This window comes from Vannielia litorea (assembly GCF_018424695.1).
Lineage (GTDB): Bacteria > Pseudomonadota > Alphaproteobacteria > Rhodobacterales > Rhodobacteraceae > Vannielia > Vannielia litorea_A.
The window spans coordinates 49,540-64,783 of the sequence record NZ_QTNQ01000018.1 but is presented as its reverse complement, the minus strand read 5'-3'; the positions used below and the strand labels follow the sequence as shown (position 1 = coordinate 64,783).

14 protein-coding genes are annotated in these 15,244 nt (G+C 65.1%); 7 read left to right on the top strand and 7 right to left on the bottom strand.

What is annotated here, in order from left to right; all coding sequences use genetic code 11:
• Positions 1-47: 47 nt before the first annotated feature.
• The 6 genes from DYI42_RS08915 (at position 48) to DYI42_RS08890 (ending at position 5,707) form a co-directional block, all read left to right on the top strand.
• Positions 48-686: a LysE family translocator gene (locus DYI42_RS08915; RefSeq protein ID WP_244867743.1), complete on the top strand. Its 639-nt coding sequence runs from the start codon at positions 48-50 to the stop codon at positions 684-686.
• Between the two features lie 4 nt (positions 687-690).
• A complete protein-coding gene (locus DYI42_RS08910; RefSeq protein WP_213545580.1) occupies positions 691-1,668 on the top strand; it encodes an ABC transporter permease in 978 nt (325 codons plus the stop codon).
• Positions 1,652-2,452: a purine-nucleoside phosphorylase gene (locus DYI42_RS08905; RefSeq protein WP_213545579.1), complete on the top strand. Its 801-nt coding sequence runs from the start codon at positions 1,652-1,654 to the stop codon at positions 2,450-2,452. Before DYI42_RS08910 ends, DYI42_RS08905 begins: the two co-directional genes overlap by 17 nt.
• Before the next feature lie 58 nt (positions 2,453-2,510).
• Complete coding sequence (locus DYI42_RS08900) at positions 2,511-3,425, top strand: sulfite exporter TauE/SafE family protein (RefSeq protein ID WP_213545578.1); 915 nt, start codon at positions 2,511-2,513, stop codon at positions 3,423-3,425.
• On the top strand, positions 3,425-4,180 hold the full coding sequence (locus DYI42_RS08895) for a TIGR02186 family protein (RefSeq protein ID WP_213545577.1): 756 nt from the start codon (positions 3,425-3,427) through the stop codon (positions 4,178-4,180). Before DYI42_RS08900 ends, DYI42_RS08895 begins: the two co-directional genes overlap by 1 nt.
• A 147-nt stretch (positions 4,181-4,327) precedes the next feature.
• Positions 4,328-5,707 carry a calcium-binding protein gene (locus DYI42_RS08890; RefSeq protein ID WP_213545576.1) on the top strand — a complete coding sequence of 460 codons (1,380 nt, stop codon included), beginning with the start codon at positions 4,328-4,330 and terminating at the stop codon, positions 5,705-5,707.
• A 150-nt stretch (positions 5,708-5,857) separates the two neighbouring features.
• Here DYI42_RS08890 and DYI42_RS08885 read toward each other — a convergent pair whose 3' ends face one another.
• The 3 genes from DYI42_RS08885 to DYI42_RS08875 form a co-directional block, all read right to left on the bottom strand.
• Positions 5,858-7,855 carry a peptidoglycan -binding protein gene (locus tag DYI42_RS08885; protein ID WP_213545575.1) on the bottom strand — a complete coding sequence of 666 codons (1,998 nt, stop codon included), beginning with the start codon at positions 7,853-7,855 and terminating at the stop codon, positions 5,858-5,860.
• The gene (locus DYI42_RS08880; protein ID WP_213545574.1) at positions 7,855-9,015 is read right to left on the bottom strand and encodes a biopolymer transporter ExbB; all 1,161 of its coding nucleotides are present in this window, start codon (positions 9,013-9,015) and stop codon (positions 7,855-7,857) included. Before DYI42_RS08880 ends, DYI42_RS08885 begins: the two co-directional genes overlap by 1 nt.
• Before the next feature lie 71 nt (positions 9,016-9,086).
• The gene (locus DYI42_RS08875) at positions 9,087-9,638 is read right to left on the bottom strand and encodes a gamma-glutamylcyclotransferase (RefSeq protein WP_213545573.1); all 552 of its coding nucleotides are present in this window, start codon (positions 9,636-9,638) and stop codon (positions 9,087-9,089) included.
• A gap of 64 nt (positions 9,639-9,702) precedes the next feature.
• Between DYI42_RS08875 and DYI42_RS08870 the strand changes: the two genes are divergently transcribed.
• Positions 9,703-10,713 (top strand): DUF2125 domain-containing protein, encoded by a 1,011-nt coding sequence (locus tag DYI42_RS08870; RefSeq protein WP_213545572.1) that lies wholly within the window; start codon positions 9,703-9,705, stop codon positions 10,711-10,713.
• A gap of 3 nt (positions 10,714-10,716) precedes the next feature.
• Here DYI42_RS08870 and DYI42_RS24470 read toward each other — a convergent pair whose 3' ends face one another.
• Genes DYI42_RS24470 through DYI42_RS08855 form a run of 4 tightly spaced genes read right to left on the bottom strand, consistent with a single transcriptional unit; the run spans position 10,717 to position 15,174 of the window.
• A complete protein-coding gene (locus DYI42_RS24470; RefSeq protein WP_440870635.1) occupies positions 10,717-11,121 on the bottom strand; it encodes a hypothetical protein in 405 nt (134 codons plus the stop codon).
• Positions 11,021-11,695, bottom strand: a complete 675-nt coding sequence (locus DYI42_RS08865; RefSeq protein WP_274608805.1) for a hypothetical protein — start codon at positions 11,693-11,695, stop codon at positions 11,021-11,023. Before DYI42_RS08865 ends, DYI42_RS24470 begins: the two co-directional genes overlap by 101 nt.
• Before the next feature lie 23 nt (positions 11,696-11,718).
• Positions 11,719-13,443 carry a SulP family inorganic anion transporter gene (locus DYI42_RS08860; protein ID WP_213545571.1) on the bottom strand — a complete coding sequence of 575 codons (1,725 nt, stop codon included), beginning with the start codon at positions 13,441-13,443 and terminating at the stop codon, positions 11,719-11,721.
• A gap of 54 nt (positions 13,444-13,497) precedes the next feature.
• Positions 13,498-15,174 carry a bifunctional protein tyrosine phosphatase family protein/NAD(P)/FAD-dependent oxidoreductase gene (locus DYI42_RS08855; RefSeq protein ID WP_213545570.1) on the bottom strand — a complete coding sequence of 559 codons (1,677 nt, stop codon included), beginning with the start codon at positions 15,172-15,174 and terminating at the stop codon, positions 13,498-13,500.
• Positions 15,175-15,244 lie beyond the last annotated feature (70 nt).

Genomic DNA, 15,244 nt, shown 5'->3' with positions numbered 1-15,244 from the left:
GGGCCGACCCGCCCCGACCACTCGCCGGAAGGCACGGTGAAAGAGGCATGATGGCCGATCTCATCCCCTTCCTCCCCGGCTTCTTCGCGGCCTTTTCCATCCTGATGGTCGCCGCCTCTTCGCCCGGGCCTGCCGTGGCCATGCTGCTGGGCATCTCCATGAGCCGAGGCCGCGCCGCAGCGCTGGTGACCTGCCTCGGCATCGCCTTCGGCTCCACCACCATCAACCTTGCCACCATGCTCGGCGTCGGCCTGCTGCTGTCAGAGGCCGCCTGGGCGATGCAGATCCTCCGGATCCTCGGCGCGGCCTATCTCGCCTGGCTGGCCTACGGAGCCTTCCGCAAGGCGGCAAACCCGCCTGCGCTCACCACCGGGCCGGTCCCGGCCCGCTCGGTGCCCCGCCTCCTGCTGGCGGGATACCTGCTGCAAGTGACCAACCCCAAGGCCATCGTCTTCTGGCTCGCCATTGCGGCGCTTGGCGCGACCGAGGGCGGCGGCGCGCTGGTCTATGCCGCCTTCTTCATCGGCGCCTGGATCATCAGCTTCACCTGCCACGCCGCATGGGCGCTGCTGCTCTCCGCCGCACCGATCCGCGCCGCATATGCCCGCGCAAGGCGCTCGGTGGAGGCCACGCTGGGCGTGCTCTTCGCCTTCTTCGCCTTCAAGCTCGCCACATCGAGGAGCTAGAGCCATGGACTTCCTGACAATCATCCAGGTTCTCGACGGCACCATCCGCCTCGCCATCCCCTTGCTGCTGGCCTGCCTCGCCGGGCTGTTCTCGGAGCGGGCGGGGATCTTCGACATCGGGCTAGAGGGCAAGATGCTCATGGCCGCCTTCTTCTCGGCGGCGGTGGCCTTCTACTCCGGCTCGGCATGGGTTGGCCTGCTGGCGGGCATCGCCTCTTCCATGGTGCTCTCGGCCATCCACGGCGTCGCCTCCATCACCTTCCGTGGCAACCAGCTGATCTCCGGCGTGGCGATCAACTTCCTCGCCGCAGGCCTCACCGTGCTGATCGCACAGGATTGGTTCAACCAGGGCGGACGGACAGAACCCCTCACGGGCGCGGCACGCTTCAACAGCATCGACCTGCCCGGCGCCCTCACCCGCATCCGCGACATGGCCGACGCAGGGCCGCTGATGCAGATCTACTCCGAGCTGATCTCGGGCCACCCGATCCTCACCTACATCGGCTTCCTCTTCGTGCCCCTCACCTGGTGGATCCTGTTCCGCACCCGCTTCGGTCTGCGCCTGCGCGCGGTGGGTGAAAGCCCCGAGGCGGTGGATACGGCAGGCGTGTCCGTCGTCGGCCTGCGCTTTGCCGCCGTGGCGATCTGCGGCATGCTCTGCGGCATCGCCGGGGCCTATCTTTCCACCGCGATCCAGGCCGGGTTCACCAAGGACATGACGGCCAACCGCGGCTACATCGCGCTCGCCGCGCTGATCTTCGCCAAGTGGCGGCCGTGGTACGCGCTCTATGCCTGCCTGCTCTTCGGGCTGTTCTTCGCCATCGACAACCGCTTCCAGAACATCACGATCCTCGGGCTGCAACTGCCCGTCCAGTTCATGCAGTCGCTCCCCTACATCCTCACGGTGGTCATCCTCGCCGGCTTCGTCGGCAAGGCCATCCCACCCCGCGCCGGAGGCGAACCCTATGTCAAAGAGCGCTGACCTCGCAGAGCGGATCAAGGTCGACGCGGGCTCCAACCCGCCCAAGCTGGCCCTCATCCTCGGCTCCGGCCTCGGGCACCTCGCGGAGGAGGTGAAAGGCGTCGCAATCGACTATGCCGCGCTCGAGGGCTTCCCCCACGCGGGCGTCTCGGGCCACAACCCCAAGCTTGTCATCGGCACGCTGGAGGGCGTGCGCGTGGCCGTGCTCGGCGGTCGGGCACACTACTACGAGGCGGGCAACCCCTCGGCCATGCGCCTGCCTCTCGAAACCCTCAAGGCCCTCGGCTGCGACACCCTCCTGCTCACCAACGCGGCAGGCTCCATGCGCCCCGACATCCCGCCGGGCGACCTGATGCTGCTCTCCGATCACATCAACTTCTCCGGCCTCAACCCGCTGATCGGCGAGCCCTCCGACGCCCGCTTCGTGCCGATGACCGAGGCCTACGACCCGGCGCTGCGCGCGGCCCTGAAGGCGGCGGCAGAGGCGCAGAACATCCCGCTCGAAGAGGGCACCTACGCCTGGTATTCCGGCCCCTCTTTCGAAACCCCCGCCGAGATCCGCGCCATCCGCACGCTCGGCGCCGACGCGGTGGGCATGTCGACCGTGCCAGAGGTGATCCTCGCCCGCTTCCTGAGAATGCGCGTGGCGGCGATCTCGACCATCACCAACATGGCAGCCGGCATGTCGGACGAGAACATCTCCCACGAGCACACCAAGGCCATGGCCCCCCTCGGCGCGGCCAAGCTGGAAAAGATCCTCCGGGCCTTCCTCAAGGCGCTCTGAGCCCCGCGCTGCGCCGCGGCACTGGACAGCGCTGCGCCTTTGTCGCACTACGGAAGCCATGCAGTTCTACCTCCCCATCGCCGAGGTCTCGGTCAACGCTTTCGTCCTCCTGGGCATCGGCGGCATCGTGGGGATTTTGTCGGGAATGTTCGGCGTCGGCGGCGGCTTCCTGATCACCCCGCTGCTGTTCTTCGTCGGCATCCCGCCCGCCGTCGCCGTCGCCACCTCCGCCAACCAGATCGTGGCCTCCTCCATCTCCGGCGTGCTGGCCCACCTCCGGCGAAAAACCGTCGATATCCGAATGGGCCTCGTCCTGCTCGCGGGCGGCCTCATCGGCGCGGCGCTCGGGGTCTGGGTCTTCAACATCCTGCGCCAGCTCGGCCAGGTCGATCTGTTGGTCACGCTCTGCTACGTCATCTTCCTCGGCATCATCGGCGCACTGATGTTCATCGAAAGCCTCAACGCCCTGCGCCGCACCAAGGGCGGCAAGCTGCCGCCGCGGCGCAAGCACAACTGGGTCCACAATCTGCCCTTCAAGATGAAGTTCCGCACCTCGGGGCTCTACATCTCGGTTATCCCGCCGCTGCTTGTCGGCCTCTCCGTGGGCGTGCTGGCCGCGATCATGGGCGTGGGCGGCGGCTTCATCATGGTCCCGGCGATGATCTACCTGCTGGGGATGCCAACCAAGGTGGTCATCGGCACCTCGCTGCTCCAGATCATCTTCGTCACCGCCTTCACCACCCTGCTCCACGCCACCACCAACCAGACGGTCGATATGATCCTCGCCGTCCTGCTGCTGGTCGGCGGCGTTGTCGGCGCCCAGTTCGGCACCCGCATCGGCGTGATGCTGAAGGCCGAGCAACTGCGCATCGCGCTCGCCGCCCTCGTGCTGCTCGTCTGCGGCAAGCTCGCCGCCGACCTCCTGCTGCAACCCTCCGAGGTCTACTCCCTCACCGCGCTGAGGCCGGTCTGATGCGCTGGCTCGCCGCCCTCCTGCTGATGGCGCTCCCCGCCGTCGCCGCCGAAGAGGTGGTGGCCGACCTCAGCCAAAGCCGCGTCGGCATCAATGCCACCTTCAACGGCTCCGAGATCCTCGTCTTCGGGGCGGTCCGCCGAAACTACCCGGTCTCTCCCGCGGGCGAACTCGGCGTTGTCATCACCGTGGCAGGCCCCTCAACCCCGGTCATCGTCCGCAAGAAAAACCGCAAGGCCGGAATCTGGGTCAACACGGAGGCCGTCGAGGTGGACCAGGCCCCCAGCTTCTACCAGATCGTCACCACCGCACCGCTCGACACACTGGTCTCCGCCACCGAAGACCTGCGCCACCGCATCACCATCGACCGCGCCATCCGCTCGGTCGGCGCGCCCGCAGGCATCGGCAACGCCGCCGACTTCACCGAGGCCCTCATCCGCATCCGCACCGAAGACGGGCTCTACGCGGTGCAGGAGGGCGGCGTGACGATCCAGAAAGACACGCTTTTCCGCGCCAACGTCGCCCTGCCCGCCAACCTGACCGAAGGCAATTACACCACCCGCATCTTCCTGACGCGCGAAGGCGCGGTGGTGTCGCGCCACACCACAACCATCCACGTCTCCAAGGTGGGGCTGGAGCGGTTTCTCTACCTCCTCGCCCACGAGCGCCCGCTGATCTACGGGCTGCTGTCGCTGGCCATCGCCATCGCGGCAGGCTGGGGAGCCTCAACTCTCTTCCGCTATATTCGCGGCTGATCACAGCCGATTTCAGGCACAATCGCGCCTGAATGCATCCACCCCTTCCGCAACGTCAACGGCGCCACTTTTCCGCCACATTCCCTCCCCGGTCCCGCCTCAGTCTTGCTCACGGCTGAAAGGCGAACCCGATGAGGAGCGCCGAACATGCCCAAACCAAGCGGCCCCAAGGGCGGCAACACCGCCCAGCCCCCTGAAGGTGCCATCACCGGCACGTCGGGCGACGACATCCTACTTGGCACCGCCGCCGATGATGTGATCTGGGGCCTCGACGGGGCTGATGAGATCGACGGCGGCGCGGGCAACGACGTGATCGAGGGCGGAGCAGGCGACGATGTGCTCACCGGCGGCAACGGTGATGACATTATCAGCGGCGGCGACGGCTCCGACATCATCTATGGCGACGCCGGAAGCGACACGATCGACGGCGGCAATGACAACGGCATCGACGTGGTCATCTATGACGGGGTGGAAGGCGTCGACTACTCTGTCGAGATTCACACCGCAGTCCAGGGCAAGGGCAAGAACGCACAAGAGGTTGTCACTGGCTTCACCGTCACCGCACTCGACGGCTCGGGTGACGTGGACACGCTCACCAACATCGACCAGGTGCTCTTCGTCGAGTACCCGGAGCCGGGCACCATCATCACCCAGGGCGATTTTGAAACCGTCCGCTACGATTCCACCGTCACGCTCGACGTGCTGGCCAACGACTACCTCGAAGGCGGCACCCCGGGCAGCGGGCTAACGATCACCGCCATTATAGATGTGCAGATCGACATCGACGGCGACGGGGTGAATGACAACGATCTCATTCCCGATGGCGCCGACCTCGCCTATTTCGAGGCGGGCGGCTTTTTGAACGATGGCTCCATCCTCACCCTCAACCCCGACGACACCCTCACATGGGACCCGAACGGGGTGTATGACGCCAACACGGGCGCGCCGCCGGTGATCCACTTCTGGTATGAAGTGACCGATGGCAACGGCGCCACCGACTACGGCGATGTGACCTTCCAGGTCACCTACCCGGCACCGCTGGGCGACATCACCTTCGAGACGATGACCAGCCTTTACGATGAGTTCACCGCCGAGCTCACCGGCCTCTGGATCTATCAGGACGGGCCGAACGGCGATTACTTCATCAGCCAGCTCTCCTCTGCCACCAACTTCTTCGAAGAGCGTGATGCCGGGGCCGACAGCTTCGACTACGACTTTGACGGCGATGACGAGTTCCGCGTCTGGACCGACGCCGATGGCACCACCCACGAGATGAACGTGGTGCATTCCGATCAGTCGGCCTTCGGTGTCGAAAGCATGGTGTTCACCGGGCTGGACGCCGGCGAGGAGGCGCTGGTGGTGTTTTCCGATGCCTCGGGCAACGCACTTGGCTCGGTCACGATCACGGCGGACGATCTGGATGCCAACGGGATGGTGGAGTTCACCAATGCCGGGTCGGTCGACCAGTTCAACGTGATCGCATCCGACGGGGCAGAGTTCTTCGTCGACGACATCATACTTGTCTGATCCCGCCCGCTGCGCGGCGCGTTAACTTCTACGGCGGCCCGGATATTCGTATGCATGGTTTGTGCATAGGATGTGCATGGGTTGTGGCCCCCTGCTTTGCAGAGTTAACGGCGCGCCGCGCTGCAGCGCAACACTCGCCGCGCGGCGGGCCTATCTTTCGGTGAGTTTCAGCTCGATCCGCCGGTTCTTGGCCCGCGCCTCAGGCGTATCGGCGGTGTCGATGGGCTGGTATTCCCCGAAGCCATTTGCGCTGAGCCGCACAGGTGGCACGCCGAGGCTTTCGCTCATGAAGCGCACCACTGAAAGCGCCCGCGCCTGGCTCAGTTCCCAGTTGTCGGCGAACTCTCCGAAGCCCGAAAGCGGCTGGTTATCGGTGTGGCCATCCACCTGGATCACCCAATCGATCTCCGGCGGGATCTCGGCGGCAAGGCGGCGCAGAATGGTCGTAACCTTCTGAATTTCCTGCCGCCCTTCCGGTGAGAGGTTGGCCTCCGCCGGGGCAAAGAGCACCTCTGAGGAAAACACGAAGCGGTCGCCCTCGATCCGCACACCCTCGGTGTTGCCCACGAGGTCACGCAGCCGCCCGAAGAACTCCGAGCGGTACTTTTCTAGGTCTTCCTGCGCCTCCTCCAGCCGCTTGCGTTCCGCCGCTTCCAGTTCCGCCCGCCGCCGTTCTTCCTGCGCCACCTTGGCCAGCGCGGCATTGAGCTGCGCGCCCAGCGCCTCGATCTGCACCTGCGCGTCCTCGTCTTTCTGCGCCGCCGCGTCGATCACCCCCTGAAGCGTGCCCAACTGCGCCCGCAAGGCCGCCACCTGCTCGTTCAAAAGCGCCAATTTGCGCTGGCTTTCAGCTGAGGCTACCTCTTTGTTTTCCAACTCTTTATTGGCCTGCGCGAGGAGCGCTTCCTGCCGCTCGGCCTGGCTCATCGCGGCGTCGGCGCGGGTTTCGGCCGCCAGCTTTTCTGCAAGCGCAGCCGCCAGCTTTTCGCGCACCTCGGCCGCATCCCCCACATCCGCCTCCAGGGCCTCGCGAATGGCCTCAAGCTCGGCGATTTCCCTTTCGTTCTCAGCCACTTGCCGCCTCAGCTCGGTGGCCTCCGCCTCCGCCGCCTCAGCCCGGGCCACCAGTGCATCCCGCGCCGTTTCCGCCTCCGTCCGCGCCGTGCCCAACGCCTCAAGTTCCGCCTTGGCCGTCGCCAGTTCTGCCGCCAGACGCGTGGCCTCTTCTGCGGCAGAAGCTCCTAATTCCACTTGGGTTTCAAGCTGCGAGACCGAAGCCAAAGCCGCCGCGAGCCTTGCGTTCAGATCCTCTTCCGCAGCCTTCGCCGCCGCCAGAAGGGTGAGCGTTTCCTTTGCCTTCTTCCGCTGCGCCTCCAGCGCCAGTGTCATCGCCGTCAGCTCTGTCTCGGCGCCCTCCAGGCGCTCCCTAAGGGCCTGTGCCGCTGCGGTTTCTGCAAGTCGCGCCTTCTCTTCCTCGGAAAGCTCCTCCTGCAATGCTGCCACTTCTGCGGCGGTTTCGGCCTTCTCAGCCTGCAGCTCGGCCACCAGCGCTTCGAGCGCCTCGCGCCGCGCCGCAGCAAGCCGCGCGGCCTCTACCTGCGAATCCACCTCCGACCGCGCAGATGCCAGCGCCTGTTCCAAGGAGATTTTTTCCGCCTCAACCGCCTCCCGCGCCGCCTCTGCCGCTGCAAGATCCTCTGCCAGGTCCGCGCCCCGCTCTTGCGCCGTATCCCGCTCCACGATCAGCGCCGCAACCTGAGCTTCGAACCCCGAGATCTTCTGCTGGGCATCTTGCAGGGCCTCCTGCCCCGATGCGATCTGCCCCCGCAGCGACGCAATCAACGCCGCCTGCCGCGCCGCATCTTCCTGCGCCGCCGTCAACGCTGCGTCACGGCTCTCGAGGTCACCTTGCAGCGCCTCCACCCGGGCACGCTCGAGACCAAGGGTGTCCGCCAGCGAGGCCAACTCACGGCTCAGGTCGTTCAGCTCGCTTTCCTGCCCGGTGATCGTCTCGCGCAGCATGAACTGAACGATCATGAAGATCGACAGTACGAACATGAGCACGAGCAGGAGCGCCGTCATGGCATCCACGAAGCCCGGCCAGATCGAGGCCGAGAAGCGCTGGCCGCTGCGCCGCGCGAGCGCCATCAGCCCGGCCTCTTGGTCGCGTCACGGATCACCCGCGTCAGTGCGGCGATGTCTGCCCTGAGCCCGGCCACGCTTTCCTGACGTCCGGCGGCAATATCCTCATGGATGGCAAGCAGTTGCGTGTCGATGGAGCGCAGCCGCATCCGGCTTTCCGCATCCACGCCACCCTCGCCCGTTGCAACACCCTCAAGCCGGTTCAGCAGCGCCTCGTTGCCCTCTGCGATCCGCCGCAGCAGCTTGTCGGTCGAACGGGGCTGCGCCATGTTCTCGGCGATCTTCTCCATCGCGATGGCGACCTCGCCCATGCGGTCTTCCAGCATGGCGCGTGACACGTCGGACTGGGTGAACATCTCGCGCATCGCATCCATTTGCTCGGCCATATGGTCGAGGATACCGGCAACCGAAGACGGCTCAGAGGCCTCGCCATCGCTGCCCGCAAAGGCCACGCGGGTGATCGACGAGAGCCATTCTTCGAGCTCGCGGTAGAAGCGGTTCTGGCCGTGGGAGGCAAAAAGCTCAAGCAGGCCTACGATCAGCGAGCCTGCAAGGCCCAGAAGCGACGAGCCAAAGGCGGTGCCCATGCCGCCAAGCTGCGCCTCGAGCCCGCCCATCAGCCGCGAAAACACCTCTACGCCTCCCTCCCCCTCCTGCGGGGCAAGGGAACGGATCGTTTCGACCACGGCGGGCACCGTGGTTGCAAGACCATAGAATGTTCCGAGAAGGCCAAGGAAAATCAGCAGGTTGACGAGGTAGCGCGTGATATCGCGCAGCTCTTCGATCCGGGTTGCGACCGACTCGAGGATGGAGCGCGAAGACGAGGCCGAGATCTGCATGCGCCCGCGACGCGAGCGCAGAAGCGCAGCGAGCGGGGCAAGAAGCCGCGGCACCTTGGCACCCACTTCGCGCTCCAGCGCGAAGTCTTCCAGCCAGGCCACCGAGCGGATCAGCTGGTACACCTGCCAGAAACAGGTGAGCACACCAACGACGAACACAAGGCCGATGGTGCCGTTGAGCCAGAGGTTCGAGAGGATCACCGGCATCACGGTGGGTAGCAGCAGGTAGCTCCCAACTGCGACGAGGCCCAACACGATGAGCATCTGCGCCACCTGGCGCACGGGTTGCGAGAAATGCGGCTCGGCCTCGGCCTCTGTCATGCTCATGCGGGGTTAACGCCCTTTGCTTGTTGGCCGCAGGATAGGGGCCCAGCCCCGCCTTGCCAATCACAAAGGCCCTAGGCGCCCTTGCGCAACCGTGTCGCCAACCAGGTGAGATCCGGGTCTGCAATGCCGATGTCGGCAAGGTGATCGGCGGTGTTGAAGAGGTACTCGGTGTTTGGCCCGCGCCCGCCATGGGCATGGGCGATGATCTCGGCCTGCTGTTCAAGGCTCAACGCGCCGCAATACTGCACGTGGTCCGGGTCGACCACGTAAGCCAGCGCGCGAAAGGGCTCCACACCCTTGGCTTCAAGGGTGACGACCGCCTCGAAATAGGCCGAGGAAATCAGCTCTCGCTCCCGAAGCTCGGCCAGCACTTGCGGCTCTTGCCCGAGCATAACCCGAAGGGCAACCCCCTGGCAGGAGGCCCCTTCTGCCGCGTCGAGCGCCAGCACGAGGCCCGGTTTCTCTTCTGTTCCACGATGATGGATGGACGACATGCAGAATGCGCGGTGATAGCCATCGAGCCGGGCCAGACGCTGTTCGGCCACATCGAACCCGGGGTTCCAAAGCAAGCTGCCATAGCCGAACACCCACAGCGGGTTCGGGAGGTCACTGTCAGGGATCATCCGCCTCGCCTTTCCATCTGGTGCCCGGTAAACCAGATCGCGTTGAAAACCGAAAGGGGCCTGCATGCTGCGCCGAATGATCGTGATTGTGCTGGTCGCCGCCCTCGCCTGGGGCGGCTACTGGGCGGTGGGCGCCTGGGGGCTAGAAAAGGCGGTGACCCTTTGGCTTGAAGACAGGCGGGACGATGGCTGGCAGGCCGAGGCCGAAGGGGTGGTGGTGCGCGGCTTTCCCAACCGCTTCGATCTTGAGCTGGACGAAATCCGCCTTGCCGATCCGCGCACCGGCTGGGCATGGTCGGCGCCCTTTTTCCAGAGCCTCGCGCTGAGCTACAGGCCCTACCATGTCATCGCCGTCTGGCCCGACCGGCAAAGCCTGCAAACCCCTCTGGAACGGCTCGAAATCACCTCGGAAAGGTTGCGCGGCAGCCTGATGCTGACGCCGACAACGCTCGCGCTGAAACGGTCGAGCTTTGAGCTGGACGGGGTCGAGGTGACCTCGGATGCGGGCTGGACGACACGACTTTCAGAGGGGCGGCTGGCCACGCGGACCCTGCCCGAAGATTTTCCAGACCCGACCGTGCATCAGATCAGCTTTTCGGCACGCGCCTGGCAGGTGCCGTCGCGGCTTCTGGCGGAGCTGAACGCGGCAGAGTTGGTGCCCGATACGCTCGACAGCGTGACGGCAGATGTAACCATCACCTTCTCCGATCCGTGGGACCGTTACGCCATCGAACGCGAACGGCCCCAGCCGCGCCATGTCGAGATTGCGCTGGCAGAGGCGAGGTGGGGACAGATGGAACTGAAGCTGGCGGGCGCTTTCGAGGTGAATGAGGATGGCGTGCCCGAGGGCTCCCTGCTGGTGAAAGCGACCAACTGGCGCGAAATTCTGGCGGTTGGCGTGGCGTCTGGCGTAGTGCCGGCAGAGTTCGAAGCGCCGATCACAACCGCGCTCGAACTGGCAAGCCAGTTGGCGGGCAGCCCGAAGACGCTGGATATTCCGCTGAACTTCAAGAACGGCCAGACAAGAATCGGCCCCGCACCCATCGGGCCGGCGCCGGTGATCCGGCTGCGCTAGGGTCTACTCGGGGACACAGATCGTACCGCCTGCGAGGCCTGCAACCGTTTTCACAGCCAGCGTCGCAACAACAACGATCAGAAGCAACAGCCCACCCGCCCCCAGCCAATTGAAAGCCTGCACACTGCTCAAGGCGGCATAGCGAAAGCAGGCCAGCGTGAAGGCGGCAACGGGGAAGGACAAGGCCCAGAAGGCCATCGAGAAGGGAACGCGCAGCAGGCGCGGCAGCTGCGTGGCGACGATCCCCGCGAAGAAGAGGGTGGCATTGAAGAGAATACGTGCCATCGGGTCCAACGCCTCCGTCAGCTCAGTGTGGGCAATGAAACCAATGGCAGGCGGGGCGATCATTATGACGAGCGTTGGCTGGAGCTTCGCCGGGATCGGATCGTGGAAGATGAGGCGGTTCATGACAAGCACCAGCAGGATCACCCAGAAGAGGATGCCGACTGAGTAAAAAATACCACGAGACATCGACATAACCGAGCTGCACGCCCGCGACCGGCGCCACCACGTTGCCGACCGCCGGGATGAACCAGGCCGGGCCAAGCTGGCCGGGCAGGAACTTGCGGTGAGAGATCCAGCTCGAGACAACGGCGAAGGTGAGCCCAAGTTGGGCCGCTGCCCCCACAATCCAGACAGGTCGGGCCAGTTCCGCCCGGCCAGAGGCGATCAGCGCCGTGGCCAGCAGCATGAGCGAGATGGCCATGGCCGGGAAGAAATTGATGCGCACCGGATGCGCCCATTCCCATGCGATCTGGCCGGGATAGCATAGGGCTTTGATGGCGTAGGCGACCGCGATCAGGCCGAGGAGGGCGACCGATACCCAGAGCGTCACCTCGCCCACGAAGGCCGTAAGCCCCAGCGCCGCATTGCCCCGGATGAGCACGATCGTCAGCCCGAAGGCCCCGAGCAAAACAGCAAAGAAGGACACCGGAAAGTGAGTCAGGCCAGAGGACGGGACATCTGTTTTGTCTCGGGTCATCACGGCCTCCGGTCCTCCGCCCGTCATGCGGCTTCGCGCCCCTTGGCGAGCGCCTGGTAAGCATCGTACTGCGCCAGAAAAAGCTCGCCCGAGAGCTGTTCAAGGAAATGCGTGCGGCCGAGCCTGTCTGTCACCGGGCCTTTCACTTCGGACATGTGCAGGCGCACGTCGAGATCGAGCAAACGGGTGTTGAGGGCCTCAAGAGACTCGAGCGCGGAGAGGTCGATTTCATTGACGGCCGAACACATGAGCACCACGTCGCGCAGCTCGGTGTTCTTCACCACCCGGTCGAGCACGTAGTCTTCCAGGTAACGCGCATTGGCGAAATAGAGGCTTTCGTCGATGCGGATGGTGAGCAGCGTCGGCGAGGTTTCCACCTCATGGCGCAGCACGTTGCGAAAGTGCTGGGTGCCGGGAACAAGGCCCACTTCCGCGATGTGGGGCTTGGAGGTGCGGTAGAGGAAGAGGCCGATGGAGATGACCACGCCCGCCGTCACCCCGGTTTCCACGCCGAAACCCAGCGTGAGCAGGATCGTGGCGAGAACTGCGGCGAAGTCGGCGCGGCTGTAGGTCCACGAGTTTTTCAGAACGGTGAAATCCACCAGCGACAGCACGGCGACGATGATGGTGGCCGCCAGCGTGGCGTTGGGCAGGTAGTAGACCAGCGGTGTGAGGGCGATGGCTGCAATGGCGAGGCCTACGGCTGTGTAGGCCCCGGCGGCGGGAGTTTCAGCACCCGCATCGAAGTTAACCACAGAGCGCGCAAACCCGCCGGTCACCGGGTAGCCGCCGGTGAAGGCCGCGCCGATATTGGCCGCGCCGAGGCCAATCAACTCCTGGTCGGGGTTGATCCGCTGGCGTTTCTTGGCGGCAAGGGTTTGCGCCACCGAGATAGACTCGACGAAGCCGATGATCGAGATCAGCAAGGCCGGCACGAAAAGGGCGCGCAGCATATCGGTGGACAGGTCCGGCATTGTGAGCGGCGGCAGCGCCTGAGGGACAGAGCCCACAACGGCCACACCATGTGCAGACAAGCCGAAGGCCCATGTGACAAGTGTGGTCACAACGACAGCAGCCACGGGGCCGGCCTTTGTGGCAATATCCGCAAGCCGGGGCTTCAGGCCGGCCTTCAGCAGCGCGGGCTTCAGCCCCTTGCGGACCCAGAACAGGAAGGCCGTCGCGGCGACACCGATGACGAGGGTGATCACGTTGGTCTGGCCGAGTTGGGTGACGAGGTTTTCCACCATCTCGACGAGGTTGTGCCCGCCACCCTGCACGCCGAGAATATGCTTGAGTTGCGAGGTGGCGATGAGAATGCCCGAGGCGGTGATGAAGCCCGCGATCACCGGATGCGACAGGAAATTGGCGAGGAACCCCAGCTTGAAAACGCCCAGCAGCAGCAGCATGCCCCCGGACAGCAGAGCGAGGGTCAACGCGGCGGTGGCATAGCCCATGGTGCCCTGCTCGGCCACCTGCCCCACGGCGGCAGCCGTCATCAGCGACACCACAGCCACCGGCCCGACGGCCAGTGCGCGGGAGGTGCCGAAAATGGCGTAGAGGATGATAGGCACGATGGAGGCGTAGATGCCCGCCTCGGGTGGCAGCCCCGCCAGCAGCGCATAGGCCAGCGACTGCGGGATGAGCATGATCGTCACGATCACCGCGGCGATGAGATCGTTCGACAATGCGTCGCGATTGTAGGTGCGGCCCCAGTCGAAGACGGGCATGTATTTCTTTAGCAGCCACATGGCCTTGGTCTTTCATGTCTGGCCCGCACTGGCGTGGCGCGGGCCGATTTCCGTTCAGCCTGCGCTGACTTTCTCGGGGTGCACCATCCACTCGCGGCCACGCAGCATGGCTTTCCAGTAGATTGGCGGCAGCACCTTTTCCTTCAGCAGCCACGCCGCGCGGGTGGGCTTGGTGCCGTCGATCACCCATTTGGGGAAGGAGGGCAGCAGCGCGCCACCGTAGCCGAACTCGGCCAGCACGATCTTGCCCCGCTCGACGGTCAGCGGGCAGGAGCCGTAGCCATTGTAGACAACGGAAGGTGAGCGCCCGTCGATATCGTCCGCAAGGTTCTGGGCCACGATGGCGGCCTGAACGCGGGCGGCGGCGGCGGTTTTGGCATTGGGGGCGTTCATAACGTCGCCCAGCGACCAGATGTTGCTGAATTCCTTGTGGCGCAGCGTGGACTGGTCGACATCGACCCATCCGGCGGCATCGGCCAGCGGGGAGACGCGGATGAAATCCGGTGCCACCTGCGGCGGGCAGACGTGGATCATGTGGAACTCTTCGGTCACCTCCACCGGCTCTTCGTCGGGTTTGGCCACGGTGAAGGTTGCCGTCCTGGTCGCGCCGTCGATGCTCTTGAGGTTGTGGAAGAAGTTCAGGTTGGCCTTGTAGCGTTCGACATACTCCATGAGGGCAGGCACATAGTCCTTCACCCCGAAGAGCACGCCGCCCGCGTTCATGAAGTCGATCTTGATGTCGCCCAGCACCCCGGCCCGTTCCCAGGCATTGGCCGAGAGATACATGGCCTTCTGCGGCGCGCCGGCGCATTTGATCGGCATCGGCGGTTGGGTGAAGATCGCACGGCCCTTCTTCAGGCCCTGCACCAGCTCCCATGTGTAGGGCGCGAGATCGTATCGGTAATTGGATGTCACGCCGTTCTTGCCGAGCGTTTCCACCAGCCCTTCAACCTTGTCCCAGGCCAGCTTGAGGCCGGGACACACTACGAGGCGGCTGTATTTGACGACCCGACACCCGTCGAGCACCACCGCGTTGTCCTTTGGCTCGAAGGCGGCAACGGCGGATTTGATCCAGTGCACGCCCTTGGGGATAAGGCTTCCCATAGTCTTGGCGGTGTCGTCGGCCTCGAAGATGCCGCCGCCCACCATCGTCCAGCCGGGCTGGTAATAGTGAATATCGGCCGGGTCGATCACCGCGATGTCGAGGTCACTCTTGCGGGCCTTGAGCGAGGATGCGGTTGCGATGCCCGCCGCGCCGCCGCCGACGATCACCACGTCATAGGTGGCATCGGCAGCCGTGTCGGTCGGCGTCTTGCCGCCATTGGCGATGCGCCGGGCGACTCCGTTCATGTCATAGCCCGCGGCCTTGGTCGCCGCGAGGATCTCGGGCAGCGGGCGGCGGGTGGCTTCGGACAACGACCAGAGGGTGGCCGAGCGGGTGCCGGTGCGGCAGAAGGCCAGCGTCGGCCCGGGCAGCTCCGCAAGTGCCTTTCCGAAGGCCTCGGCGGTCTCATCGGTGACCATGCCCGGCGTCACGGGAAGGAATCGAAACTCCAGCCCCGCCGCCTTGGCCGCGGCTTCGATTTCTTCATGGCTCGGCTGGTCTGCACCTTCGGCATCCGGCCGATTGCAGATGATCGAGCGGAAGCCCTTCGCAGCGAGAGCCTTTGCATCGTCGGGGCTGATCTGCGGGGACACCGAGAAGGTGTCGGTGATCTTCTTGAGGTCCATGCGGTGCCTCCCATTGGCAATGGACGCCGAGAGAAGGCCGAAAGGGCTCCTCGCAACGGGGGTTGGAAGG